The 26,681-nt window shown below is 71.3% G+C and carries 18 protein-coding genes; 14 read left to right on the top strand and 4 right to left on the bottom strand.

Going from position 1 to position 26,681, the window contains the following annotated elements:
• The first annotated feature begins 405 nt into the window (after nucleotides 1–405).
• From ACT3UF_RS03565 to ACT3UF_RS03545, 5 genes are all read left to right on the top strand, one after another.
• A complete protein-coding gene (locus ACT3UF_RS03565) occupies nucleotides 406–3,027 on the top strand; it encodes a 5'-nucleotidase C-terminal domain-containing protein (RefSeq protein WP_444608015.1) in 2,622 nt (873 codons plus the stop codon).
• Between the two features lie 194 nt (nucleotides 3,028–3,221).
• Nucleotides 3,222–6,362 (top strand): ExeM/NucH family extracellular endonuclease, encoded by a 3,141-nt coding sequence (locus ACT3UF_RS03560; RefSeq protein ID WP_444592477.1) that lies wholly within the window; start codon nucleotides 3,222–3,224, stop codon nucleotides 6,360–6,362.
• A gap of 157 nt (nucleotides 6,363–6,519) precedes the next feature.
• A complete protein-coding gene (locus ACT3UF_RS03555; protein WP_442332004.1) occupies nucleotides 6,520–7,977 on the top strand; it encodes an APC family permease in 1,458 nt (485 codons plus the stop codon).
• Nucleotides 7,978–8,038: 61 nt separating this feature from the next.
• Nucleotides 8,039–8,446, top strand: coding sequence for an ArsR/SmtB family transcription factor (locus ACT3UF_RS03550; RefSeq protein WP_441446100.1), 408 nt, complete (start codon nucleotides 8,039–8,041; stop codon nucleotides 8,444–8,446).
• 1 nt (nucleotide 8,447) lies between these two features.
• The gene (locus ACT3UF_RS03545; protein ID WP_441446099.1) at nucleotides 8,448–9,125 is read left to right on the top strand and encodes an SRPBCC domain-containing protein; all 678 of its coding nucleotides are present in this window, start codon (nucleotides 8,448–8,450) and stop codon (nucleotides 9,123–9,125) included.
• Between the two features lie 23 nt (nucleotides 9,126–9,148).
• Here ACT3UF_RS03545 and ACT3UF_RS03540 read toward each other — a convergent pair whose 3' ends face one another.
• The 3 genes from ACT3UF_RS03540 to ACT3UF_RS03530 form a co-directional block, all read right to left on the bottom strand.
• The gene (locus ACT3UF_RS03540; protein ID WP_441446098.1) at nucleotides 9,149–9,907 is read right to left on the bottom strand and encodes a class I SAM-dependent methyltransferase; all 759 of its coding nucleotides are present in this window, start codon (nucleotides 9,905–9,907) and stop codon (nucleotides 9,149–9,151) included.
• A gap of 92 nt (nucleotides 9,908–9,999) precedes the next feature.
• Nucleotides 10,000–10,695 carry a hypothetical protein gene (locus ACT3UF_RS03535; protein ID WP_441446097.1) on the bottom strand — a complete coding sequence of 232 codons (696 nt, stop codon included), beginning with the start codon at nucleotides 10,693–10,695 and terminating at the stop codon, nucleotides 10,000–10,002.
• A gap of 130 nt (nucleotides 10,696–10,825) precedes the next feature.
• The gene (locus ACT3UF_RS03530) at nucleotides 10,826–12,331 is read right to left on the bottom strand and encodes a dihydrolipoyl dehydrogenase family protein (protein ID WP_441446096.1); all 1,506 of its coding nucleotides are present in this window, start codon (nucleotides 12,329–12,331) and stop codon (nucleotides 10,826–10,828) included.
• Nucleotides 12,332–12,707: 376 nt separating this feature from the next.
• Between ACT3UF_RS03530 and ACT3UF_RS03525 the strand changes: the two genes are divergently transcribed.
• The 5 genes from ACT3UF_RS03525 (at nucleotide 12,708) to ACT3UF_RS03505 (ending at nucleotide 20,205) form a co-directional block, all read left to right on the top strand.
• Entirely contained in the window at nucleotides 12,708–14,348 is a 1,641-nt protein-coding gene (locus ACT3UF_RS03525; RefSeq protein WP_444601447.1) for an HNH endonuclease signature motif containing protein, read from the top strand.
• A gap of 237 nt (nucleotides 14,349–14,585) precedes the next feature.
• Nucleotides 14,586–15,761, top strand: coding sequence for an exonuclease SbcCD subunit D (locus ACT3UF_RS03520; protein ID WP_441445019.1), 1,176 nt, complete (start codon nucleotides 14,586–14,588; stop codon nucleotides 15,759–15,761).
• The gene (locus ACT3UF_RS03515; protein WP_441445018.1) at nucleotides 15,758–18,826 is read left to right on the top strand and encodes an AAA family ATPase; all 3,069 of its coding nucleotides are present in this window, start codon (nucleotides 15,758–15,760) and stop codon (nucleotides 18,824–18,826) included. Before ACT3UF_RS03520 ends, ACT3UF_RS03515 begins: the two co-directional genes overlap by 4 nt.
• 63 nt (nucleotides 18,827–18,889) lie before the next feature.
• On the top strand, nucleotides 18,890–19,417 hold the full coding sequence (locus ACT3UF_RS03510; protein ID WP_441445017.1) for a PadR family transcriptional regulator: 528 nt from the start codon (nucleotides 18,890–18,892) through the stop codon (nucleotides 19,415–19,417).
• Nucleotides 19,414–20,205 carry an alpha/beta fold hydrolase gene (locus tag ACT3UF_RS03505; protein ID WP_441445016.1) on the top strand — a complete coding sequence of 264 codons (792 nt, stop codon included), beginning with the start codon at nucleotides 19,414–19,416 and terminating at the stop codon, nucleotides 20,203–20,205. The genes ACT3UF_RS03510 and ACT3UF_RS03505 overlap by 4 nt, the downstream gene beginning before the upstream one ends.
• A gap of 37 nt (nucleotides 20,206–20,242) precedes the next feature.
• On the opposite strand, the gene ACT3UF_RS03500 is transcribed toward ACT3UF_RS03505, so the two are convergent.
• The gene (locus tag ACT3UF_RS03500; protein ID WP_441445015.1) at nucleotides 20,243–20,935 is read right to left on the bottom strand and encodes a VanZ family protein; all 693 of its coding nucleotides are present in this window, start codon (nucleotides 20,933–20,935) and stop codon (nucleotides 20,243–20,245) included.
• 68 nt (nucleotides 20,936–21,003) lie between these two features.
• On the opposite strand from ACT3UF_RS03500, the gene ACT3UF_RS03495 reads away from it, so the two are divergent.
• From ACT3UF_RS03495 to ACT3UF_RS03480, 4 genes are all read left to right on the top strand, one after another.
• Nucleotides 21,004–22,008 (top strand): beta-ketoacyl-ACP synthase 3, encoded by a 1,005-nt coding sequence (locus ACT3UF_RS03495; protein ID WP_441445014.1) that lies wholly within the window; start codon nucleotides 21,004–21,006, stop codon nucleotides 22,006–22,008.
• 146 nt (nucleotides 22,009–22,154) lie between these two features.
• Complete coding sequence (locus ACT3UF_RS03490; protein WP_441445013.1) at nucleotides 22,155–22,664, top strand: DUF456 domain-containing protein; 510 nt, start codon at nucleotides 22,155–22,157, stop codon at nucleotides 22,662–22,664.
• Entirely contained in the window at nucleotides 22,661–24,754 is a 2,094-nt protein-coding gene (locus ACT3UF_RS03485) for an ABC transporter ATP-binding protein (protein WP_442332005.1), read from the top strand. The genes ACT3UF_RS03490 and ACT3UF_RS03485 overlap by 4 nt, the downstream gene beginning before the upstream one ends.
• Nucleotides 24,751–26,622, top strand: a complete 1,872-nt coding sequence (locus tag ACT3UF_RS03480) for an ABC transporter ATP-binding protein (RefSeq protein ID WP_442332006.1) — start codon at nucleotides 24,751–24,753, stop codon at nucleotides 26,620–26,622. Before ACT3UF_RS03485 ends, ACT3UF_RS03480 begins: the two co-directional genes overlap by 4 nt.
• The last annotated feature ends 59 nt before the right edge of the window (nucleotides 26,623–26,681 follow it).

Raw genomic sequence — 26,681 nt, 5'->3', positions numbered from 1 at the left:
CGATGTGGGAGACGAGACGATGCGCGGCCAGGAGCGGTCGACGCTCCGGCAGGGCTCTGCGCTGAGGGCCCGTCTGCCTGGCTGACTCCCGGACCAGCACCCGGTCCAGCACCCCGACCAGCACCCCGACCAGCTCCAGGACCGTCGCCCTGAACGCAGCCCCGAACGCAGCACCGAACGCAGCGGGGACCCCCTCCGAACGCAGCGGGCCCCGCCGCGAGAATCACGGGAAGGTCACGATTCGGGGATCCGTCAGTGCACGTCAGGTTGCCTGCCTGGGCTTTGAGGTGAACATCGGATGACGGTGCCCGACGGGATCGTGAAACGCCGGGCGTGTCTCGATCCGATGGGGTGAGATGAGCTGGAGCACACCCCGGCCATCCCCCCTCTCCTCAGGAGCCCGTCATGAGTGACAACCCTGTCCGCCGCCTCGCGCGCGGTGCGACCGTCGGCCTCGGTGCCGCCGCGGTCGCCTTCGCGTCGGCCGTCATCCCCCTCGGCGCCGCCGCTGCCGCTGAGACCGGTGACCAGGTCAGCCTGCTGGGCATCAACGACTTCCACGGTGCCCTCGGAGCCGGAAGCGCCCTCGCCTGCACGATCGCCACCGTCCAGGCGCAGAGCCCGAACAACGCCCTGCTCTCCGCAGGCGACAACGTGGGCGGCACCGCCTTCGAATCGGCCGTGGCCAATGACGAGCCCACGATCGACTTCCTCAACGCCCTCGGCGTCGATGCCACCGCGATCGGCAACCACGAGTACGACCAGGGCCGCGGCGACCTCACCGGTCGCATCGAGCCCCGCACCGACTTCCCGGACCTCGCCGCGAACGTCCACGAGACCGCCACCGGGGAGCGCCTCCACGAGCCCTACGCGGTGGTCGATGCGGGCGATGTGAAGGTCGCCGTGGTCGGCGCCGTGACCACCAAGACGCTCGGAAAGGTCAGCCCCGTCGCGATCGAGGGCCTCGAGTTCCGAGACCCGGTCGACTCCGTCAACCAGGCCATCGAGGAGCTGAACACCTCCGGCACGGAGTACGACGTGCTCGTCGTCTCCTATCACGAGGGTGCCAGCGGCAGCGGCGAGCCAGGCAGCGCCCCCACCAACACCGATCCGATCTTCGACAAGATCGTGAACGAGACCTCCGCCGAGGCCGACGTCATCTTCAACGGCGACTCGCACCAGACCTATGCCTTCGACGCTCCAGTCCCCGGCCAGGACGGCGAGGTCCGCCCGATCGTCCAGACCGGCGCGAGCGGCGTGAACCTCGGCGCCGTCACCCTCGAGCTCGGCGCGGACGGCGACTGGGATGCCACCGAGGACGGCACCCGGCTGATCCCGACCGCCGACGCCGACCTCGACGCCTGCGCCGGCATCCCCACCTTCGACGCCGCCGCCAAGGTCGCCGCCGACGCCATCAGCGACGCCGCGGTCCTGGGCGCAGAGCCGGTCGGCTCCGTCTCCGGAGACATCACCACCTCCTGGAACGATGACAAGGCCCAGTACGACGACGAGGGCATCCGGGAGCCGCTCGACCCGGTCACCAACCAGTCCATCACCAAGGGCGACAACCGTGCCCGCCACTCCGCGGCCGGCAACATGCTCGCCGACTCCATGAAGTGGTACCTCGAGGAACGCGGCGCCACCCAGCAGCACGAGGTCATCGGCTGGATGAACCCCGGCGGCATCCGCGCCGAGCTCTGGTACGACGCGAACGGCGAGGACGGCGACGGCGTGGTCACCTATGCCGAGGCCAACGGGATGGTGCCCTTCGGCAACACCCTCAACTCCGGCGACCTCACCGGTGCCCAGCTCAAGCAGATGCTCGAGGAGCAGTGGCAGCGTGACGAGGACGGTGCGGAGACCGGCCAGTTCCTCGCCTTCAGCGTCTCCGAGAACGTCGAGTACGTCTTCGACAGCAGCCGTGAGCTCGACGATCGCATCGTCGAGATCCGCGTCAACGGCGAGCTCGTCGACCCCGACGCCGTCTACACCATCGTCACCGCGAGCTTCCTCTTCGAGGGCGGCGACAACATGTGGGCACTGACCGGGGCGCAGAACGTGGGCGACACCGGCGTGCTGGACCGGGACGCCTTCGTCGAGTACCTCGCGGCGAACGAGGATCTCGCCCCCGACTACTCCCAGCGCCAGCTCGACGCGCAGCTCATCGAGGGCGATACCCCGATGCTGCGCCTGGCGGGCCTGGAGTCCGAGAGCCTCGGTGCTCCGCAGCTCACCGAGGTGAGCGTGGACGCCGGCGAGCTCGGCACCTTCACCGCCCCGATCGCGGTGGATGAGGAGAGCGGCCGCCTGGTCGCGCAGGTCGACCTCGGCGAGGACTTCTGCGTCGCCGAGGGCGAGCAGGTGGCGCTGACGATCACCGCCACCCCCGACACCGGCACCGCGGTGACCCACGAGGTCACGGCCGTCGGCGGCGAGGACTGCGGCGTCCTGACCTTCACCGACGTGCCCGAGTCGAATATGTTCCACACCGAGATCATGTGGATGGCGAGCAACGGCTACTCCACCGGCTGGGAGGAGAAGGACGGCACCCACACCTTCCGTCCCCTGCAGCCCGTGAACCGCGACGCGATGGCCGCGTTCCTCTACCGCCTGGCCGGATCCCCCCACGTGGACCCGCCGCGCACCGAGCCCTTCACCGACGTGGAAGAGGGAGACGAGCACTACGAGGCGATCATCTGGGCCTACCAGCAGGGCATCACCCGGGGCTGGTCGGACGGTACGTTCCGTCCCACCACCCCGATCGCGCGGGATGCGATGGCGGCGTTCGTGTACCGCTACGCCGGCTCGCCGGATGTCTCGGAACCGACCTCGGCGGTGTTCAAGGATGTCCCGGCGAACACCCAGTTCGCCACGGAGATCGCGTGGATGAAATCCGAGGGGATCAGCACCGGCTGGACCGATGGGACCTACCGGCCGCTGAACGCCACCAACCGTGACGCGACCGCCGCGTTCCTGTACCGGCTCAGCGTGGATCAGCAGATCACCTACCTGTCCGAACAGGACTGAGACCACGGCGCGGGGGGAGCACAGCCCCCCGGCCCGCGCCGTCGTCCCACCCCACCCTCTCCGCACCCCACCCTCTCCGCACCCCACTCGCTCCGCACCCCGCCCGCTCCGCATCGCACCCGTTCCGCATCCCGCCCGCTCCGCGTCAGCGACTGTGCACGCGCCATCCCTCGCCCCCACCAGGAGTCCCCGCCATGAGCACCCCCACCCACGGCGCCGCGCTGCGCACCCACCTGGCCCGCGTCGGCGCCGGCGCGGCCGCGCTGGCCCTCGGCATCAGCCTCGCCCCCGGCCTCACCCCGTCGGCCCAGGCCGCGATCGTCGCCCCGGGCGAGATCCAGATCAACGAGATCTACGGAGGCGGCGGCAACAGCGGCGCCGCCTTCCAGAACGACTTCGTCGAGCTCGTGAACACCTCCGACGCCGCAGTCTCGATCGACGGCTGGAGCCTGCAGTACGCCTCCAAGACCGGCTCCTTCAACAACACCGTCGCCCTCGAGGGAAGCGTCCCCGCAGGCGGCACCTTCCTCGTCCAGCTCGCCGCCGGCAACGGCAACGGCGACCCGCTGCCCGCGGCGGATCTCACCGGCGGCATCAACGCCTCCGGCTCCGGGGGCGTGTTCGCCCTCTCCGACGCCGAGGGCACCCTGCAGTGCACCGGCACCACCTGCGCCGAGGACCCGGCCGTCGTGGATCTCGTGGGCTGGGGCGGCGCCACCACCTTCTCCGGCGAGGCGTCAGCGCCCGGCACCTCCAACTCCACCTCGGTCGCCCGGATCGCAGCCACCGGTGAGAACTCCACCGACTTCGCCGCAGGCGACCCCACCCCGGGGGAGCTCACAGGCGGCGGGGATGACGGTGGCGGGGACGACGAGCCGCCGGCCGACGCCATCGCGGCGACGATCGCCGAGATCCAGGGCACCGGCGCGGCCAGCCCGCTCGCCGGCCAGGCCGTCACCACCGAGGGTGTGGTCACCGCGGTGTACGCCACCGGTGGCCTGAACGGCTACATCATCCAGGCCGCCGGCACCGGCGGGGCGCTGGACCTCGGCACCCACACCGGCTCCACCGCCGTGTTCGTGTACTCCGCCGCGACGGCGAGCGAGGTCGCGATCGGCGACTCCGTGCGCGTGACCGGCGAGGTCTCCGAGTACTTCGACTCCACGCAGGTCAGCGTCGGCGCGGACGGTCTCGAGATCCTCACCGAGGCGCTCGCCCCCGTCGTGCCCGCCACCCTCTCCGGCGGCTTCCCCACCGAGGACGCGCAGCGTGAGAGCCTCGAGCACATGCTCTACCTGCCGGGCGAGGGCGACTTCACCGTCACCGACGTGTACGACACGAACCGCTTCGGCGAGGTCACCCTCGCGATCGGCGACGAGCCGCTGCTGCAGGCCGGGGACATCATGCGCCCCGGTGAGGAGGCCACCGCCTACTTCGCCAGCCGCGCCGAGCAGATGATCCTGCTGGATGACGGCCGCACCACGAACTTCCAGAACAATCCCGGTGAGCCGATGAGCTGGCTGACCACCGAGGAGCCGGTGCGCGTGGGCGCCGCCCCCACCTTCGCCCAGCCCGTTGTGGTCGCCTTTACCTTCGACCAGTGGCGGCTGAACGTCACCACCCCCTGGACCTCTGCGGAGTCCGATGGGGTCGACTTCGAGAACACCCGCGAGGATGCTCCCGATGACGTCGGCGGTGACCTGCAGCTGTCCACCTTCAACGTGCTGAACTACTTCACCACCCTCGGCGAGGACACCCCCGGCTGCGAGCCGTACACCGACATGCACGGCGAGGGCACCACCGTGCGCGGCGGCTGCGACCTGCGCGGCGCCTGGGGAGCCGACGACCTCGAGCGCCAGCAGTCCAAGATCGTCGACGCGATCTCCGGCACCGGCGCCGAGGTGGTGGGCCTGACCGAGATCGAGAACTCCGCCCGCCTGGGCGAGGAGTCCGACGAGGCCACCGCCACCCTGGTGGCCGCGCTGAACGAGAAGGACGGCGAGGGCACCTGGGCCTACATCTCCACCGGTGACGCCTACGAGGCGCTCGGCCTCGAGGGCGGCCAGGACGCCATCACCAACGCGATCATCTACCAGCCTGCTGCGGTCACGCCACAGGGCGGCGCGCAGATCCTCGCCGGTGACGAGGCCTTCAACAACGCCCGTGAGCCGATCGGTCAGGTCTTCGTCCCGGTCCAGGGCAGCGGCGAGGAGCAGGTCGAGGGCGAGCAGGTGGAGGGCGAGCCGTTCTTCTTCACCATCAACCACTTCAAGTCCAAGGGCTCGAGCGATGCCGAGGACTCCGCCCTCCCCGAGGACCCGGTGCAGGGCAATGCCCGCACCTCCCGCATGCAGCAGGCAGAGGCACTGCTGACCTGGGGTGATGTGACTGCGACTGAGCTCGGTGTCGAGGACGTCTTCCACGGTGGCGACTTCAACGCCTACACCCGGGAGGAGCCGCTGCAGCTCTTCTACGCGGAGGGCTTCGTCAACCTCGGCGAGACCCATGACCCCGAGGGCTGGTCGTACAGCTACGGTGGGATGGTCGGCTCCCTGGACCACGTGATCGCCAACGCCTCCGGCGCCGAGCGGGTCAGCGGCGCGGACGACTGGCAGATCAACGGCCCCGAGTCCGTGATGGCCCAGTACGCCCGCTACCAGAACAACCTCACCGACCTCTACGAGACCGGCCCCTTCGCCTCCTCCGACCACGATCCGATGATCGTGGGCCTGGACGGCGGCTTCCCGGATACGCCGGCCGAGCCCGCAGACTTCGCCGACGTCCCGCCGAGCAACATGTTCTACGACGAGATCATGTGGATGCGCAGCGAGGGCTACTCCACCGGCTGGGAGTCCGACAACACCTTCCGTCCCCTGCAGCCGGTGAACCGTGACGCGATGGCAGCGTTCCTCTACCGCCTGGCCGGATCCCCCCACGTGGACGCACCGCGCACCGAGCCCTTCACCGACGTCGAGCGCGGCGATGAGCATTACGAGGCGATCATCTGGGCCTACCAGCAGGGCATCACCCGGGGCTGGTCGGACGGTACGTTCCGTCCCACCACTCCGATCGCGCGGGATGCGATGGCGGCGTTCGTGTACCGCTACGCCGGTTCACCGGAGTTCGCGGATCCGACCTCGGCGGTGTTCAAGGATGTCCCGGCGAACACCCAGTTCGCCACGGAGATCGCGTGGATGAAGTCCGAGGGGATCAGCACCGGCTGGACCGATGGGACCTACCGGCCGCTGAACGCCACCAACCGTGACGCGACTGCCGCGTTCCTGTACCGGCTCAGCGTGGATCAGCAGATCACGTACCTGTCCGAACAGGACTGACCCTCACGGCGCGGGCCGGGGGCGCTGACGCACCTGGCGATGGCGCCCCGCCACTCCTGACCTGCATGATGGGGACGCCGGCCGTGCACACCGACCTTCGTCGGCAATGCGCACCGCCGGCGTCCCGCCATGTCGGCGCCCTCATCGAACGGAATTCATGACCACCACTCCCGGCAGCTCCGAGCTGGACGGCCCCGTCCCCACCAACCCCGCCGTCGGCCGGCTCACGTCCCAGGGCCCCATCCCTGGGGGGCTCGCCCGCCGGCTGGGACTGCGCGATGCCGTCGTGATCGGTCTCGCCTCGATGATCGGCGCGGGAGCCTTCGTCTCCCTCGGCGCCGCCCAGGACCTCGCGGGCGCTCTCGCCCCGCTGGCGGTGCTGATCGCCGCCGCGGTCGCCCTGTGCAATGCGACCTCCACCGCGCAGCTGGCCGCCCAGCATCCCAGCTCCGGCGGCACCTATCACTACGGGCGCGAGCAGCTCGGCAACTGGTGGGGTTTCCTCGCCGGCTGGTGCTTCGTGATCGGGAAGATCGCCTCCTGCGCGGCGATGGCCCTGGTGATCTCCGCCTACCTGGTGCCCGAACCGCTCCAGCGGATCGTCGCGGCACTCGTGGTGGTGGCGCTGACCGGCGTGAACCTGGTGGGCATCACCCGCACCGCGGCGCTGGCCCGGGTGCTGGTCACGGTCGCGCTCGCTGCGCTGGTGCTGACCGGCGGGAGGCTGCTCGTCGGCCTGCTGACCGCTTCGGGCACCGGTGCTGCGGACGCTGCGGGCGCGGCGGGCGATGGCGGCGCAGGAGCCTGGGTCGTGCCGGGCCCGCTCGCCGGTGCCCGCGCCGGGCTGTGGGACGGGGGACTGGCAGCGGTGCTCGGCGCCGGGACCGGGGGAGCGGCCGGGATCGTGCTCGCCGTGATCCAGGCGGCGGCGCTGATGTTCTTCGCCTTCGCCGGCTACGCCCGGGTCGCCACCCTCGGCGAGGAGGTCATCGCCCCGCGCCGCACCATCCCCCGCGCGATCCTGGTGGCCCTCGGCGTGGTGGCGGTGCTGTACCTCGCGCTGTCGATCGTGCTGGTCCTCGTCGGCCCCGCCCCCGGGGACCAGGGCTGGGGGCCCGCACCCTTCCTCGCCGCCCTGCAGGCTGTGGGCGCGGGCGAGGCGTGGAGCGTGGTCATCACCGTCGGTGCGGTCGCCGCTGCTTCCGGCGCCCTGCTCGCCCTGGTCGCGGGGGTCTCCCGCACCATGCTCGCCATGGCGCGCGGCGGCGACCTGCCCCGCCCGCTCGCCCGCTCCAGCAACCGCTACGCAGTGCCGCAGCGGGCCGAAGCGGTCGCCGGGATCGCGATCGTGCTGCTGGTGCTGCTGGCCTCGAACGTGCTGGTCGCGATCGCCGCGTCCTCCTTCGGGGTGCTGCTGTACTACGCGGTCGCGAACCTCGCCGCGCTCACCCAGGTGGGCCAGTGGCGCCTGTTCCCGAAGGTGCTGCAGGTGCTGGGCCTCGTCGGCTGCGTGCTGCTGGTCGCAGCGCTGCCCGGCAGCACCGTCGTCGCCGGGGTGGCCCTGGTGCTGCTCGGCGTCGCCTACCGGGCGATCGTGCTGGCCACTCGCCGCTGAGGGAGGACACTCGCAATGCATAAGACTTGACTTATGCGTTATTCGAGGGGAGGATCAGGGCATGCACGCGCTCGATGTCCTCGGCGACCCCGTGCGGCGGCGGATCCTCGAACTCCTCGCCGACGACGGGGATCCTGATGCGCCCGTGGGCGGCACCCCGGAGCTCAGCGCGGGGGAAATCGGCGAGATCGTGCAGCAGGAGTTCGGGATCAGCCAGCCGGCCGTCTCCCAGCACCTGCGTGTCCTGCGCGAGCACGGCTTCGCGACCGTCCGGGCCGAGGGGCGACGACGGCTCTATGCGGTCGACGCTCGCGGCCCGCGCGAGGCGAAGGACTGGCTCAGCCCCTTCGAGCGCTTCTGGCTGCCGAAGCTCGACGCGCTCGGCACCGAGCTCGCTCGCGGCAAGCGGCAGCGCCGGCTCAGCGCAGAAACCATCAGTTCCACCACCACTATCGAGAAGGAGACCTGACATGGTCGATGTCCCCACCCAGCTGCAGTCCGTCACTCGCGCCTATCGCGTCGAGGAGCGGGATGGCGCCCCCGCGCACGTCCAGACGCTCGAGCAGAGCTACCCCGCCGCGCTCGCCGACGTCTGGGATGCGGTCACGACCGCCGAGCGCATCCAGCGCTGGTTCCTGCCGATCAGCGGCGACCTCCAGCTCGGCGGCCGCTACCAGTTCGAGGGCAACGCCGGCGGCGAGATCCTCGCCTGCGAACCTCCGGCCGACGGCACCGCCGAGTACTCCGTGACCTGGGAGATGATGGGCGGGGTGTCCTGGCTGACCATCCGCCTGGCCGCCGACGGCGAGGACACCACCCGCTTCGAGCTCGAGCACACCTCGCTCACCGCGGACATCCCCGCCGAGATGTGGGAGACCTTCGGCCCCGGCGCCACGGGCGTCGGCTGGGACGGCGGCCTGTTGGGCCTGGCCCTGCACCTCGGCGCGACCGGGGGGTCGCTCGCCCCGTCGGAGGCGGAGGCCTGGGCCTTCACCGAGGAGGGTCGTTCCTTCTACCGCGGCGCGGCGGACGGCTGGGCCGTGGCCCACACCGCCTCCGGAGAGGATGCGGACGTCGCCCAGCAGCGGGCCGACGCCACCTACGGGTTCTACACCGGGACCGGCACCGAAGCTGGCGCTGAGGGCTGAGCCCGCGCCGCCGTCGGGTGCCCTCACACCGCCCGGGCGACCACCACGAACTCTCGCCCGGGCCGGTCCGGGGCGTCGCGGAACTCCTGGGCCGCGAACCCGGCCTCCGTGAGCGTGGAGCGCAGCTCCGCCTCGGTGCGCCAACGCAACGTCGAGGTCGAGGTGAGCGTGGAGCCGTCCTCGAAGGTGAACTCATCGGCGAAGGTGACCAGGGGCAGCGCGACCTCGAAGCGGGTGGGGCGGGAGCGGACCAGCCCCAGCCCGGGCACCTCATGACGTGATTCCGCGGTGTCCTGCTGCCACTCCTCCCAGGCCCGGCGCTCGGGACGACGGGACTCGAACACCAGCGCCCCGCCGTCGCGCAGTGCCGCGCGGATCCCGCGCAAGGTCTCAGCCCACGCCTCGTCGGAGACGAACACCTGGGCGACGTTGCCGGTCATCACGGCGGCGTCGGCGTCGAGCGCCGGGAGGTCCGGCGCGGTGCCGTGGATCCAGTGCACCTGTTCGGCGTGCGGCTTCCCACGCGCCACCTCGAGGGACGCGAGAGCGGGATCCACGCCGGTCACCGAGGCCCCGTCGGCCGCCAGACGCACCGCGAGCGCGCCGGTCCCGCAGCCCACATCGATCACCGAGTGTGCACCGAGCTCGGTGAGGATCGTGCAGTAGTGGTCGAGGTCGTCGCGCTCCCCGTCGAAGGTGTCGTAGCAGGCGGCGAGGCGCGGATCGGCGTAGAGCGCGTCAGGCCCTGCGGGCTGGTCGAGAGGCGGAGGCAGCGGGGGCATGGCACCGACGGTACGACGAAGGGCGGGGGCGCGGCGACCGGTTTCCTCGCCGCGGGACAGCAATCAGTGGGCGGCCGGCAGCAGCTGGAGCCTCAGCCGAAGCTGGTCCACGTCGTGTCCGCATCGATCAGCCAGTGGTTCCGCAGGGTCAGTGCCCGCTCGCTCGCCGCCAGCGCGCCGGCGATGATCAGCGAGGTGTTCGCCCAGGCCGGCAGCTGTATCGGGGAGGTGAAGGTGCCCACCCGCTCGGCGACCGGATCCAGGCTCGTGATCAGCTCTGCGGCCTGGGGCACCATCAGCACGAGGCCCATCAAGAGGATGAGGACCGCGAGCGCTCCGATCGCCCGGCTCGGGCCCGGGTGGCGTCGGCCGAAACGGGCTCGCAGGCCCTCGAGTGAGCGCTGATGCGGACGTAGCGTGCGCCCCTCGCGACTGCCCTCTGGCACATGATGCATCCGGGTCAGCCCGTAGGTGCTGGTCGCCACCTCGATCACCCCGCCCGGCACCGCGAAGGCCACCGGCGGCGTCGCGATCTGCTGCTGCAGGCCATCGCGATAAAGCGCCACCGGTGCATGGCGGGCGCCCTCGGCGATCTTCCCGCCCTCGAGCTCGCTGGCGAGATAGCGGACGTCCACGGTGTAGCGCGCAGGGCGGCCCTCGGGCTCGGCCGGATCCAGGAAGAACTGGGTGCGCGTCAGCAGCTGCCACCAGCGCAGATCCTTCAGCGCGCTGCCGTCACCGGGCTTCGCCCGCCGGAGCTGGCGGGAGCGCTTCAGCCGCGTGAACATGATCCTCCGAGGTGGTGCGGGACGGCGCCGCGGAGTCGCGGCACACCCCATTCCACCCGATCCGTCGGCCCCGGGACCAGTGTTATCTGTCATCTCCTCCGAAGGGAGGAGGGCGGTGCGGAAGCCCTGTTCAGCCCGCGCGCAGCTCTCGCGGCAGCTCCTCGAGCAGGCGCAGCCACAGCTCGGAGGCGGTCGGATAGCTCGGCACCGCGTGTCGCAGCACGTGCACCGGCACCTGCCCGACGATCGCGATGGTCGCGGCATGGATCAGCTCGGAGGCATCGGGGCCGACGAAGGTCGCTCCCACCAGCGTGCGCGTCCTTCGATCGACCACCAGCTGGGCGGTGCCGGTGACGTCGTCGCGCAGCAGCGCAGAACCGGCCGCCCCGCTGAAGGGGACCTGCGAGGTGACCACATCGTGCCCGGCCTCCCGGGCCGCCGCCTCGGTGAGGCCGACGGAGGTGACCTGCGGATCGGTGAACACCACCTGCGGCACCGGGACGGACTCGGGCACCGGCTCGAGCGCCTCTCCGGTGGCGCCGGCGCGGATCGCCTGCCCGATCACGCGGGCCCGGTACTTGCCCCAGTGCGTCAGCGGCGCCTCCCCGCTCGCATCGCCCACGGCGTGCAGCCACTCGGGCAGCGGCGCGCCGGTGGCATCGTCCGAGGTGGGGCGCTCCGCACCCGTGACGTCCTCCGGGACCAGGCCGATCGATGCGAGGCCGACATCGGCGAGTCGAGGCCGCCGACCTGTCGCTGCCAGCACCTCGTCGGCGACGACCTCCCGCCGCCCGCTCGAGTCCTCGATCTGCAGCGTGACCCGCCCGCCGTGGAGCTGGCCGAGCCCGGTGTCCCGGGCTCCGTCGCGTTCGCCGGAGAGCACGGTGGTGCCCAGGTGCACGTCGACGCCGAGAGCTTCCAGGCCGTCCTGCACGTGCTTCCCGGCGAAGGGCTCGAAGCCTGACAGCAGTGTGCCGCCGCGCACCAGCAGGGTGACCTCGCTGCCGAGCGCTGCCATCCAGGTCGCCGCCTCGACCGCGACCACGCCGCCGCCGACGATCACCAGCTCGCCCGGCACCTCGCGCACCCCAGTCGCATCGCGTGAGGTCCACGGCAGCAGCTCCTTCAGCGCATCGGGGGTGACCGCCTGGGAGCCGGTCGCGATCACGACGGCGCGGGTGGTGCGCACGAGCGTCGGCCCTCCGCCGTCCACCGCCTCGACCAGCACCTCGCGCTCGCCGATGATCCGTCCGTGCCCCCGCACCACCTGCAGGCCTGCGCCCTTGGCCCACTCCATCTGCCCGGAGTCGTCATAGTGCGAGACCCAGGTGTCGCGCCGGGCCAGCAGCGCCTCGCGGTCGACTTCCGGGGTGCTGATCCCTGGCAGGTTCGCCGCAGCGCCCGCGACGGCGAGCGGCCGCAGCAGCGCTTTCGAGGGCATGCAGGCGTAATAGGAGCATTCGCCGCCCAGCAGCTCGCCCTCGACGAGGATCGCGGTGAGGTCGGTGCCCTCGATCGCGTACTGGGCGATGTTCTCGCCCACTGGCCCACCGCCGATCACGACGACGTCGGCGGTGAGTTCTGCGGTGGGATCGGCGGGAGAGGAGGCGGGAGTGGACTGATCGTCGGCGGTCATGTTCGCACGCTACGCCGTCCCGGCCCCGAGGTCACGGGGAGGCCGTCCCCACAATGACGCCGCAGGACGGACCGCGCCGACGGCCAGGCCCGTTCCAGGGCGAGAGCCCTGGGCTGCCAGCGCCCATCCATCCGGTGGAACACCCTCCTCGCCTCCGCATTGTGGATAACCCTGCACTGTGGAGGAAAGAATGTCTCAGGGCCCAGCCCTCTGGGCGTTCTGGGATGCTGTCTGAAAGTTATCCACAATTGGCCCGCGTCCTGTCGATTGTCGGGGCATTCCGATAAAATCGAGGTGTCGGATGGGCAGGGAGGCCCGCCCCTCGCGGACTTCGGAGTCCGCGACCAGATGCGAGGCGGCAAGGAGGGGGAGCGCTATGAGCGCCGTGGAGAATTCGTCGTCGCTGTTCGATGACGAGGGTCGCGACGAATCGGCCGACGCAGCCTTCCTTGCGTCGCTTCCCACGCACCTGCGGATCGTCACAGCGCGCCAGGCGCTCACCCGTGAGTCACTGCCCCGCCGCGGGAAGAGCATGGACGACCCTCAGCTCAGCGAGGCCACCCAGCGAGTGTGGGATGCGGAGAAGCGCACCGCGCTCTGCCTGGCGGAGAAGTATCGCGCCCTGGCTGACCTCTATGAGCACGACGGCGGATATGAGGAGGTCACCGAGCTCGATGAGGTGGAGACTCTGCGGGCCGGTCTCGCGCTGAGGGTGACACGCGGTGCCGCCGGCTGGCAGCTGCGGGACGCCTACCAGGCGGTGCACCTCTTTCCGCAGTGCCTTGTGGAGCTGGAATCCGGGAACCTGCCCGCGGCGTGGTTCCAGAAAATGCTGAAAACTTCTCGCCAGCTCTCCGACAGCTCCCGCAAGAATCTGGATATCGCTGTCGCCTCCTGGTCCCCGGATATCACCGCGGAACGTTTCTTCACCCTGCTGAAGAAGCTCATTGCGCTGCTCGAACAGCGTGAGGAGCACCCGGATCCGCTCGCCGCGCTCACCCGTAGCGTCGACCTGCTGCCGAGCGTCGCACCTGGGATGGGGACTCTCCAGATCAGTGGTCCGATCCCGGAGATCCTCGCGCAGTGGAAGCAGCTCGACGAGTCTGCCCGGGCGATCCAAGCGGCCCAGCGCGCCGCGCTTCGCGACGGCACCCCGATCCCGCATGACCCGGACGGCACGGTCCTGGACACCGGGAAGGCACTGCCGCTGAACCAGCTGCGGTTCGTGCTCATGACCACGGCGGCGTTGGACCTCGAGGGAGTGCATGTCCCCGGCGAGCGGTTCCGCCTGAACATCACCGTCCCCGCGCTCACCCTCCTCGGCGCCTCGGATGAACCCGGCAGCCTCGACGGCACCATCCCGCTTCCCCCAGCGCTCGCCCGCTCTCTCGCCGGCAGCACGGGCACCTGGTACCGAGTCCTCACGGACCGTTGCAGCGGAGCCTTCCTCCCGCTGCCCGCGGACAGATTCGAACCCACCGCCGCGATGCTCGAGCACATGCGCCTGCGCAATGCCCAGTGCGCGGTCCCCGGCTGCACCCGGCCCACCTCCTGGGCCTCCCAGTGCGATCACATCGAGGAATGCTTGCGCGGCACCCCGGGGGAGGGCGGGCTCACCGAGATCGAGAACCTCCATCTGCTGTGCTGGCAGCACCATCTTGACAAGACCAACGGCCTCCTGGACCCCACTCGCCTCCCGACTCGGGCCAGTGAACCCGGCCGGACCCGCTGGGCCATCGGCCACCATGGCGACGTCGCCACCGCGACCGACGAACTCGACACCGCGAGCCTCCAGATCGCCGCAGATCTCGAGCGCGCGTGGGTCGCCTTCCTGCGCGGCACGTATGCCGGGGAGCCGGCCACTGAGCCTGCGACCGGCAAGGATGAACCGCCACCGCTACCGCCGTCGGCACCGCCACCGCCACCGCCGTCGGCACCGCCACCACCACCACCACCGCCAGGCGGGACCGAGATCCCGCCCGGACCCTGGGACGAGTACGGGCCCCCGCCCTACTGACTCGCCCACTGGTCGCCGCGCCAGCACCCCGGTGCACTGGTTCACCGGAGTCCCGGTGGCGTCAGGTGGCCGTCGTGGCTGTCGGCCCACGTAGATCCCGCCGCACCTGGCGCACTCTCCCGTGCTCCGGGACGTCGGCATGCCCAGGACTTGCCGGTGGTGTGACTTGCCGGTGGTCTGACCTGCCGGTTGTGCATGGCGGTGCCGGCTGTCAGTCCCCGCTCGTAGGCTCGGGGCATGAAGATCCTGCACACCTCGGACTGGCACCTGGGACGCACCCTGCACAAGGTCGACCTGCACGAGCATCAGGCCGTCTTCCTCGACTGGCTGGTGGCCCTGGTCCGGGCAGAGCAGGTCGACGTCGTCGTCATCCCCGGCGACGTCTACGACCGCGCTGTCCCCGCGGTGAGCAGCGTGAAGCTGCTCGACAGTGCACTGGCCCGCCTCGCAGACACCGGCGCCACCGTGGTCCTCACCTCCGGCAACCACGACTCCCCGGAACGGCTCGGCTTCGGCCGCGGCCTGATGAAGGCAGGCGTCCACCTGCTCACCGACGTCCCCGGCATCGAGCACCCCGTGAGCGTCGAAGACGAGCACGGCGAGGTGCTCTTCTTCGGCCTGCCCTATCTCGAACCTGACCGTGCGCGCACCGAGCTGGTCGGCGAGGGGGAGCCGCCGCTGGCCCGCAGTCACGAGGCCGTCACCCGTGCCGCACTGGACCGCGTCCACGAGCGCGCCGCCGCCCACCCCGGCGCCCGCATCGTCGTGCTCGCCCACACCTTCGTCACCGGTGGCGAGGCCAGCGACTCCGAACGCGACCTCGCAGTCGGCGGCGTCGACTCCGTCCCCGCGGGGGTGCTCGGCGGGATCGATTATCTGGCCCTCGGCCACCTTCACGGCTGCCAGGACCTCACCCGCACCGTCGGTGCCCCCGCCTGGTACTCCGGCTCCCCGCTGGCCTTCTCCTTCTCCGAGCGCCACCACCACAAGTCCGTGCTGCTGGTCGAACTCGGCGCCCCGAGAGATAACGGCCGAGCGGCAGTGTCCGTAGAACGGATCCAGACCCCCGTCCCACGCCCACTCACCGAGCTGCGCGGCACCCTCGAAGAGATCCTCAGCCAGCGCGACGAGCACGGCGGCGACTGGATCAAAGCCATCGTCACCGACCCGGCTCGCCCCGCCCACCTGCAGGAACAGTTGCGTGAGGCGTACCCCGACCTGCTGCTGACCGAGTACGCACCGGAGGGCAGGGAGGCGCGCGCGGGCACCCCGGTGGTGCGCCGCGAGCAGAACCCGCTCGAGGTGATGGACGAATTCCTCGCCCACGTCACCGGCGCCGCCCCCACCGCCGCCGAGCATGACGTCCTGGACCGCGCCTACACCGCGGTGCGCCGCCAGAAGGAAGCCTCGTGAAGCTCCATCACCTGCAACTGACCGGGATCGGTCCCTTCGCGAGCACCGCCCGGATCGACTTCGCCGCCCTCGGTGCGAGCGGCATGTTCCTGCTCGAGGGCCCCACCGGCTCTGGCAAGTCCACGATCCTCGACGCGATCGTCTACGCCCTCTACGGCCAGGTCGCTGGCGCTGTCACCAGCAGCGACCGGATCCGCTCCCAGTTCGCCGCCCCTACCGAGGCGAGCGTGGTGGACATGGTGTTCGAGACCGCCTCCGGGATCTACCGGGTGCGCCGCCAGCCCGAGTTCCAGCGCCAGAAGCTGCGCGGCACCGGCACCACCAAGGAGCAGGCCAAAGCCGTGCTCTGGCGGATCGGCTCCCCGCAGCTGATCCCCGATGTCATCGCCGACACCGCCGGCGGCGGCAGCGGCGTTGAAGCGATCGCGACCCGCATCGACGAGGTGGGCCGCGAGATCCAACGGGCCGTCGGCCTCACCCGCGACCAGTTCACCCAGACCGTCCTGCTGCCCCAGAACGAGTTCGCCCGCTTCCTGCGCGCCGGCACCGGGGAACGCCAGGCCGTGCTGCAGCGCGTCTTCGGCACCGAGACCTACGCCGCGGTGGAGAAGCAGCTCGAGGAGATGCGGAAGCGGGCCAAGCGAGAGGTCGACGCCGCCCAGCAGACCCTCGGCACTGCGCTCGCCCGCTTCACCGAGGCCACCGCGCTCGAGACAGAACAGAGCGCCGTGCTCAACGAGCATGCGACGGCGCTGCGGCTGGAACCGCTGGCGGTGCTCGCCGGGGAGCACCTCGCGGCGGTCATCGCGCGGGCTGACGACGCACAGGGCGCTGCAGAGACGGCAGGCGAGTTCGAGCTGGCTGCGCGCACCGCCGCCGAGAGCGCCACGGCTGCACGCAAGCGCATCGATCGTCGCCGTGAGCTCGACGCCCTGGCTGCACGCCTCTCGATGGAGAAGCCCGCCCTCGAGATCGGACGCACCTCGCTGCAGCGCGACGAGTCCGCGCGACCCGTCGTCGAAGTGCTGCGCCGCCGCGACGCCGCCTCCACCCGGGTGGCCGTCGCGGTCGAGGCTCTGGCGAAGCTGGCGAGCACCACCCGGCCGCAGCAGAGCGAGCTCGTGGATCTGCTGGAAGAGGAGGACGCCGACGAGAAGCTGATGGCCGCCGCCGACGAAGCCACCACCGCGGCCGGCTCGCTCAAGGATCTCGTCGAGCTCGAGACAGCACTGCCCGCCCGCGAGCAGAAGCTCGCCGCGCGACGCGAGCAGCTCACTGCGGCGACGACCGCCCTCGCTGCCCTCACCGCACAGCTCGGAGCGCGGCCCGCCCGCCGCACCGAGCAGATCACCGTGCGGGACGCAGCCCGCAAAGCCGCCGCCGTGCTGGGCGATGCCCGCCTCGCCCTGCGCACCGCCGAGGAGCGACAGCAGGCCACCTCATCTGCTGTCGCCCACGAGAAGAAGGTCGAGACGCTGCGCGAGCAGGCGACCACCACCCTCCGCACGGCCCAGGAACGGGCGGCGACGGAGACCGAGCTGCGCCGCCGCCGCTTCGCCGGGATCGCCGCCGAGCTCGCCGTCGACCTCACGGGCGGTGACGCCTGCCCCGTCTGCGGCGCACTCGAGCACCCCCACCCGGCAGGGGCTGCTGACGATGCCGTCAGTCCCGAGCAGGTCGAAGTCGCCGAGCAGGCCCGCCAAGCTGCCGAAGCGGCGCACTCCCGCGCCGACCAGGCGCACGCCTTGGCCGGCCAGGAGCTCACCCGGCTCCGCGAAGCCGCCGGAGACCTCACCCCCGAGACCGCCGAGACCGCCGTCGACACCGCGCAGGCCGAGGTCACGGCGGCGCGCGCCGCCGAGACGAAGGCTGCCGAGCTCGAGACAGCCCTGGCCGCCTTCGACGAGGAGACCGAGCACCTCACCCGCCGCAAGCAGGACGACGCCCTCGCCGTCGAACGCGAGAGCACCGAGATCACCGCCGCAGCCGACGCACTCGCGAGCGACCGCACCAAGGTCACCGAGGCCCGCGGGGAGGACGACTCCATCGCCGCGCGTCGCCGTGCCCACAGCGACCGTGCCCGGGCCGCGACCGCCTTGCGAGAGGTGCTGCGCACCCGCACCGAGGCCGAGCAGCGTGCCGCCGAGCTCGCCGACGAGGCGGTGACCTCGCTGTCCGCCAGCGGATTCGCCACTCCCGACGCGGTCCGCGCCGCAGTGCTCGTCCCCGCAGAGCGCACCCGCCTGCAGAAGCTCGTCCAGACCCGCGCCGTCGACGAGTCCCGGCTCACCGACGGCATGTCAGAAGAGGGCATCGCCGAGGTCTCCGCGAGCGACGAGGCCAAGGAGGCGGCCGAGGCCGCCGTGGTCGCCGCCGATGAGAAGCTCACCCTCGCGAAGGCAGCCTCCACCGAGGCCGCCGGTCTCGCCGCCCGCCAGCGCGGCATCTCCGAGCGGGGCGCCGCCGCCCGCACCGCGCTCGAGACCGCCTCGGCCCAGGTGCGCAGCGTCAGCGAGGACGCCGGCATCACCGTGCGGGTCGCCGACCTCGCCACCGGCCGCTCGGCCGACGGAGAGCGCGTGCAGCTCTCCACCTACGTGCTCATGTGGCGGCTGGACGCCGTCATCGAGGCCGCCAACGCCCGCCTCGCCCTGTTCTCCGGCTCCGACCTCGAGCTGCTGCGTGACACCGGCGCCCGCGGCGCGAAGAAGACGGGCCTGGACCTGCTGGTCCTGGACCGCCGCACCGACCAGGTGCGAGTGCCCGAGACCCTCTCCGGCGGCGAGACCTTCTTCGTCTCCCTCGCCCTCGCACTGGGCCTGGCGGACATCGTCATGGGCGAGGCCGGGGGAGTGCAGATGGAGACCCTCTTCATCGACGAGGGCTTCGGCAGCCTGGACCCCGAGACCCTCGAGACCGTGGTGCGGGAGGTGGGCAGGCTCGCCGAGAGCGGCCGCGTGATCGGGATCGTCAGCCATGTCGGCGACATGAAGGCCCAGATCCCCGAGCAGATCCACGTGCGCCGCGGCGCAGACAGCCGCTCGAGCCTGACCATCACCGCCTGAGGGGGTGCGGCGCCCGGTCAGCAATAGTAGACAAGTCACCTAGGTGCATTGTCTACTAGTGGTGTGAACCTCTCGCGCATCATCCTCGGGCTCCTCGCCCTCGCCCCGATGACCGGATACGACCTCAAAAGGCACTTCGACTCCTCCGTGAGGCACTTCTGGTGGGCCGACAAATCTCAGATCTACCGCACCCTCGCCACCCTCGTCGCCGAGGGCTACGCGGAGGTCGAGACGATCCCCGGCCACGGTGCCCCGGATCGGCAGGAGCACCGCCTCACCGACGCTGGCCGGCACGCGCTCGCGCTGTGGCTGACCTCGCCCCCGGAGCCGCAGCCCTCCCGTCACCCCTTCCTGGCCCGACTGTTCTTCGCCGACGAGCTCGATGACGGCGCCCTGCGCACACTCGTCGCAGACCGCCGTACGGCAGTGACCGAGCGGCTCGCCGAGTTCGAGGGGATGCGCCCCGAGATCGCGGACGAGGCCGAGGGGAACCGCGCCGGGACCCTGCGCCTCGCCACCCTCGACCACGGCATCACGCATGCCCGCGCCGAGCTCCGCTGGCTCGACGACACCGAGAGATCACTACCGTGACCACCTTCCCCGAACTCCACCCTCCCCTCGGACCAGGGTCAGCCGCACCCGTCGTGCTCCTGCACGGCGGAACCGTCGCGAACTGGATGTGGACCGAACAGCTGGGTGCGCTCGATGACCGCGTGGTGCTCGCCCTGGACCTCCCCGGATTCGGTCATCGCGCCGCCGAGACCTGGCCGGGTCTGGATGCTGTGGCAGACGGAGTGATCGCCCGGGCCGACGAGCTCGGGGTCGCCGAGCCCTTCCACCTCGTCGGCCTCTCCCTCGGTGCGGTCACGGCGCTGCGGGTGGTCGCACGTCACCCGGACCGCGTCCGCTCGACACTCGCGACCGGTGCGATCCTCGCTCCCGTCGGCCGCACCGCTCGCGCCCTCAGCCGCCTGCAGATCGCGCTCTGGGACGCTCGCTGGTTCTGGGAGTTGCAGGCGAAGGCCTACGGGCTCGATGCAGAAGGGCGGGAACAGCTCGTCTCCCACGGGCTCACCCTGCGCAAGGAGAGCATGTCGGCGCTCACGACCGAGCTGTTCACCGGCGGCATTCCAGCTGGTCTGAACCCGGGCTCGGGACGGATCCTCGCCATCGCTGCCGAGCACGACCCGTCGGTGTTCCGCGACTCCCTCGCCCTGCTCGGCCGCGCCGCACCCCAGGCGCAGCTTCGCCTGGCCCCGAAGATGCACCACATCTGGAACATCGAGGACGTCGGCCTGTTCAACGACGTCCTGCTCACCTGGCTCGACGGCGCGGTGGACCCTCGACTGCTGGAGGTCGGGCCGCCCGCACGACGCTGAACGTCCCTGACGGACCAGATGGTCCCAGGTCGCCCGATCAGAAACCGTGGCGGAACAGGTCCTCGACCTCGTCGGTGCCGTCGGCCGTGTCGCTGCCGTCGTCCCCGTCGCCGTCTGCCTCCCGCCGCCGCTCCTCCCTCGCGAACAGCGGCACCCGTAAGCGCGTCAGCAGCGGAGCGAGCAGCGCCCCGACCCAGGCCCCGGCGGCGTTGCTCAGCAGATCCTCGATGTCCGCGATCCGCACGCCGCAGGGATAGATCCCGAACGCGCCGGTGTACTGGGTGAGCTCGATCAGCGCTGACAGCAGCACGGCGAGGGCGAGCGAGGTGGTGGTGTCCTGGCGGAAGACGCCCCGCAGGATCAGCCCCAGGGGCACGAACAGCGCCATGTTCATGAGGATCTGCAGCACCGGGAAGCTGGTGGCGAGCTCGAGCAGCCCGGCGCCGCCGCGCTGCATCCCCAGCAGCTCGGAGAGGGAATGGAAGGGGTCCAGCCGCAGAGCACCGCCCGAGCGGCTGCGACAGGTGGTCGCCACGTCATAGGCAGGGGCGATCGTCAGCCCGGCGAGGCTCATCGTGTAGACGCAGATCGCCGCCACCGCCGTCAGCCGGGAGGGCCGCACCCGCCCGAAGCGCCGTCGCTGCAGCCCCATCGCGGGCAGCAGGATCACGGCGAAGACGCCGAGTCCGCCCGCGATGCCCACCAGGGCCAGCCGCATCAACTCGTTCACGACAGCACCGTAAGGTCTCCTGCTGGGCGCGGGCCGCACCGGTCCGCCACGATCCTGCAGGAGCCGACATGTCCTCATCCCCTGATGCACCGCGTCCCGCCCTCCGCGCGGCGCCCCTGAGCCCCGGTTCGCAGATCGTGGGGACCGGCCACTACCGGCCCGAGCGCGTGATGACCAATCACGAACTCGAGCAGCTGGTCGAGACCAATGACGAATGGATCCGACAGCGCACCGGGATCGAGTCCCGACGCATCGCCGCCGCGGGCGAAGGGGTGCCGGAGATGGCGACCGCCGCCGCCCGCGCCGCCCTCGCCGACGCCGGCGTGGACCCCTCCGAGGTCACCCAGATCATCGTCGCGACCTGCTCGAACGAGGAGCGCTCACCGAGCGCCGCCGGCCGCGTCGCCCAGGCGCTCGGCATCCCCGCCCCCGCCGCCTTCGAGGTGGGTGCGGCCTGCTCCGGCTTCGAGCACGCCCTCGCCGTCGCCGACATGTCGATCCGCACCGGCGCCTCCGCGGTCTCCCTGGTGATCGGCGCTGAGAAGCTCTCCGCCTTCACCGACTACACCGACCGCGCCACCTGCATCCTCACGGCCGACGGGGCGGGCGCGATGGTGCTGCGCGCGAGCGAGGAGCCCGGCATCGCCCCCGTCGTGTGGGGCACCGAGCCCGAGCTGGCCGACGCCGTCACCATCAATGCCGACGCCGCTGGCGAGGGACCCTACTTCGCCCAGCAGGGCCGCCAGGTGCTCGGCTGGGCGCTGCGCGAGGCGCCCGGCATCGCCCGACGGATCGTCGAGGCGGCGGGCCTCGGCATCGAGGACATCGACGTGTTCGTCCCCCACCAGGCCAATCTGCGGATGATCGAGCCGCTCGCCGCCGCCCTCGGCCTGCGGGAGGACGCCGTGGTCGCGGACGACATCATCACCTCCGGCAACACCTCCGCCGCGACCATCCCGCTGGCCATCTCCCGGCTGCGCGAGACCGGGCGGATCCCTGCCGGGGCCACGGCGCTGCTGATCGGTTTCGGGGGCGGGTTCGCGTGGGCCGGCCAGGTGGTGCGGCTGCCCTGATCGCAGGGGCGCTCCGCGTATGACCGTCGGCCGTTCCCTATAGGATGGACGAGGGCGTGCAGACGCTTTCCCGGCCCGCCCCGTCCCGCGCGCCGTCCCGCGCTGCGCACCGCCCCCATCCCTGAACACCTTGGAGGACAACCGTGGTGGACTCCCTGACCGTCCAGATCATCGTGACGGTCCTGGTCGGACTGGCCTACATCGTGGGCCTCACAGGCATCGTCGTGCCCGTGCTGCCCGGCACCATCACCCTCGTGATCGCGACCCTGATCTGGGCGATCGTGGTGGGAGGGTGGCCCGCGTGGGTCGCCTTCGCGCTCGTGCTGATCTTCGGAGCGATCGGCATGACCACCAGCTATGTCCTCACCGGGAAACGGCTGCACGCCGCCGAGGTGCCGATGTGGCCGGTCTATGTGGGCATCGCCGCCGGCATCGTCGGCATCTTCGTGATCCCCTTCCTGGGCCTGCCGATCGGGTTCCTGATCGGTCTGTACGTCAGCGAGGCGCTGCGCCAGAAGGACTGGAAGCAGGGCTTCACCTCCGCGTGGGTGGCGATCAAGGCGCTCGGCACCGGCATCCTCATCGAGTTCTCCCTCGCGATGCTCTCCACGATCACCTTCGCGATCGCGGTCGTCGTCCACTTCGTGACCGTATGACCGCGCCCACCCAGCGCCAGCACCCCGCCGTCCTCATCCCGGGCCTGAAGCGCCTGCTGAAGGGCTCCTGGGAGCAGCGGCGCTGGTTCCTGCTCGCCGTGCTCGGCGCGGTCGCCTTCGCCCTGCTGCAGATCGGGACCTCCGCCGTCATCGGCCGCGTCACCGAGCACGTCATCGTGCCCTCCTTCGAGCGCGGCGAGGCGGCACCCGCCCTGATCATCGGCGGCGGCCTCGCGATCCTCGGCATCGCCGTGGCCCGCGCCGTGACCGTGATGGCCCGCCGCATCTTCGCCGCCGCCACCCAGTTCGACCTCTTCCGCCTCTACCGCGAACGGATCGTCGAGGTGTACGCGAAGGTGCCGCTGCTGTGGCACCGCCGCCAGGCCACCGGGACCCTGCTGAGCTCCGTCTATTCCGACGTCGAGGCGACGTTCTTCGCGATGGCACCCTTCCCCTTCGCGCTGTCCACGATCGTGATGCTGGTCTACGCGACGGTGGTCGTGGCCCGCATCGACCCGGTGATCCTGCTGGTCATGCTCGCCCTGATCATCCTGCTGATCATCCTCAACGTGCTGATGCAGCGCTTCGCGACCCCGATCGCGATGCGCTCTCAGCAGCTGCGCGCCGAGGTCGCCGAGATCGCCCACGAGTCCTTCGACGGCGCGAACGTCGTGAAGTCGCTGGGCCGCGAGGACGTCGAGGAGAAGCGGTTCACCCGCGCCGCGGACGACCTGCGGGAGACGGGAATCCGCTTCGGCTACATCCGCGGCTGGTTCGACCCGGCGATCGACGCCCTCCCCAACCTCGGCATCCTCGCGGTCGCCGTGCTCGGCGCCTGGCGGATCGGGGAGGGGCACCTCACCACCGGCCAGCTCGTCGAGGTCGCCTACCTGTTCACGCTGATGTCCCTGCCGATCCGCTCCTTCGGCTGGGTGCTCGGCGACCTCTCCCGCACCGTCGTCGGCGGCGGCCGCGTCCAGCAGATCCTCGACGTGGCCGACGAGCGCACCTACGGCCCGGACCCGCTCCCGGACGGCCCAGGCGTGCTCGAGATCGACCGCGTCTCCTTCGTCTACCTCGACGACCCGTCCCAGGTGATCCTCGGCCGCGGCGTCGACGGCGCGAGTCTCGCGGTGCGCAAGGGCCATGCCCTGCACGACGTCAGCCTGCACGCCGACCCGCACGCCGGCACCCGTGTGCTCGCCGTCGTCGGCGCGACCGGCTCCGGCAAGTCCAGCCTCGCGCTGCTGGCCGCGGGCCTGGTCGCACCGACCACCGGGAGCGTGAGCCTCGACGGCGCCGAGCTGCGCACCCTCACCGCCGACGCCCTCACCGCGGACGTCGCCCTCGTGCTCCAGCAGGCCTTCGTGTTCGACGCGACCGTGCGCGAGAACGTCACCCTCGGCGAGGACCTCGACGAGGAGACCGTGCGCTGGGCGCTGCGCGTCGCCCAGGCCGAGACCTTCGTCGACGCCCTCCCCGACGGCCTGGACACCGAGCTGGGGGAGCGCGGCGGCTCGCTCTCCGGCGGTCAGCGCCAGCGCATCGCGCTCGCCCGGGCCCTCGCCCGCAGGCCCCGGCTGCTGATCCTCGACGACGCCACCAGCGCCTGCGACCCCAGCGTCGAGCTCGCCATCCTCGACGGGATCCGCCGCGAGATGACCGAGTCGACCCTGCTGCTGATCGCCTACCGCAAATCCACCATCTCCCTCGCCGACCAGGTCGTCTTCCTCGACCACGGCCGCGTCTCGGACACCGGCACCCACGAGGAGCTGCGCACCCGCTCCACCGGCTACCGCGCCCTGGTCGACGCCTACGACGAGGCCGCGATCTCCCACAACCTGCTCGAAGCCTCCGCCCCGCAGCCCAGCGACGGTCCCGACCCCGCGGTCGCCGTGCCCGCCGAGCGGGAGCGCACCGTCACCGGCGCGATCGCGATCCACGGCGCCGTCGGCCGTCATCGCCACGAGGAATCAGGGGCCGACGAGGGCGAGTGCGAGGTGCCCATCCGCACCGGCGCCCTCCCCGCCGTCGAGCTGCAGCCCGCCGTCGAATCCGGCGTCGAGACCGATGAGAAGAGCGACCGATGACCGCCCCCGGCTCCTCCGCACTCGGCAGCGAGACCACCACCGACGAGGGGGCGATCGCCACCATCCGCCGCGGCCTCGCGCTCACCCCTGAGCTGCTGCGCGGGCTCTGGATCACCCTGCTGCTGGCCGTGGTCGCGACCGCCGGCAAGGTGGTGGTGCCGATCGCGGTGCAGTCGATCCTGGACCGCGGGATCATCGCCCCGGAGACGCCCGACGTCGCCTTCGTCGCCGGCGCCGCCGGCCTCGCGGCCCTGGTGCTGCTGGTCACCGCCTCCTGCAACGTGCTGATGAACCGGCGCCTGTTCCGCCTGGCCGAGCACTCCCTGGCCACCCTGCGCAAGCGCGCCTTCCGCCATATCCACGATCTGTCCCTGCTCACCCAGGGCACCGAGCAGCGCGGCGCGCTGGTCTCCCGCGTGACCAGCGACGTCGACACCGTCAGCCAGTTCATGAGCTTCGGCGGCATCATGCTGGTGGTGATGAGCATGCAGCTCGTCCTGGCCACCGGGGTGATGGCCTTCTACTCCTGGCCGCTCGCCCTCGCCGTCTGGATCTGCTACCTGCCGATCCTGGTCATCATGGGCTCGCTGCAGAAGCGCATCCGCGCCCGATACCAGAGGGTGCGCACGAACGTCGGCGAGATGCTGGGCGCCGTCTCCGAGTCCCTCGTCGGCTCCGCCACCGTGCGCGCCTATGGCACCGAGGAGAGCACCCGCGCCTCCCAGGTGGGACGCATCGGCGAGGTGCGCAACGCCCAGTTCGCGGTGCTGAAGCCCCAGTCCGCGTCCTTCTTCCTCTCGGAGACGGCCGACGGGCTCGCCACCGCCGTGGTGGTCGTGGTCGGCATCGTGCTGGGCACCGGCGCGCTCGGCATCGACCTGCCCGGCGCCGACCTCACCGCCGGCGGCGTGATCGCCTTCGTCTTCCTCGTCTCCCTGTTCAGCCAGCCCGTCCGGATGGGCATCGAGATGCTCTCCGAGGCGCAGAACGCGGTGGCCGGCTGGCGGCGCGTGCTCGGCGTGCTCGACACCCCGGCCGATGTCGCCGACCCCGCCGGTGCGATGGATCCCCACACCGGGCATCACCGCGCACCCGTCCCCGGCGCGACCCCGCTGCCGCAGGGTCTGCTCGATATCGAGATCCGCGATCTGCGCTTCGCGTACCCCACCGGCCCCGAGGTGCTGCACGGCATCGACGTGGCGATCCCTGCCCGCTCCCGGATCGCGATCGTGGGCGAGACCGGCAGCGGCAAGACCACCTTCGCCAAGCTGCTGACCCGCATGATGGACCCCGCGAGCGGCGAGATCCTCATCGGCGGGGTCCCCCTGCACCTGGTGCCCTACGACTCCCTGCGCGCCCGCGTGATCATGGTCCCCCAGGAGGGCTTCCTCTTCGACACCTCGGTGGCCGGGAACCTGCTCTACGGCAAGCCCGACGCCACCACAAAGGACATGCAGCAGGCGCTCGAGGAGCTCGGCCTGGCGACCTGGGCCGCGGAGCTGCCCGAGGGGCTCGAGACCCCCGTCGGCCAGCGCGGTGAATCCCTCAGCGCAGGAGAACGGCAGCTGGTCGCGCTGGCCCGTGCCTACCTCGCCGACCCCGACATCATCGTGCTCGACGAGGCCACCAGCGCCGTCGACCCCGCGGCGGATGTGCGCCTGCAGCAGGCGATCGACGGCCTCGCCCGCGGCCGCACCACGATCACCATCGCCCACCGCCTCTCCACCGCCGAGCGCGCCGACCGCATCATGGTGCTCGACGGCGGTGACCTCGCCGAGCACGGCACCCACGCCGAGCTCGTCGCCCTCGAAGGCGGGATCTACGCCGGGCTGCACCGCTCCTGGGTCGCGCACCGCAGCGAGCGCTGACGCGGCGGATGCTCCGTGCCGTGCCGTGCCGTGCCGTGCCGTGCCGTGCCGTGACCTCG

This window comes from Brachybacterium sp. AOP24-D1-21 (genome assembly GCF_052378665.1).
Lineage (GTDB): Bacteria > Actinomycetota > Actinomycetes > Actinomycetales > Dermabacteraceae > Brachybacterium.
The sequence above is the reverse complement of the archived record's forward strand: the minus strand, read 5'-3'. Positions and strand labels throughout refer to the sequence as shown.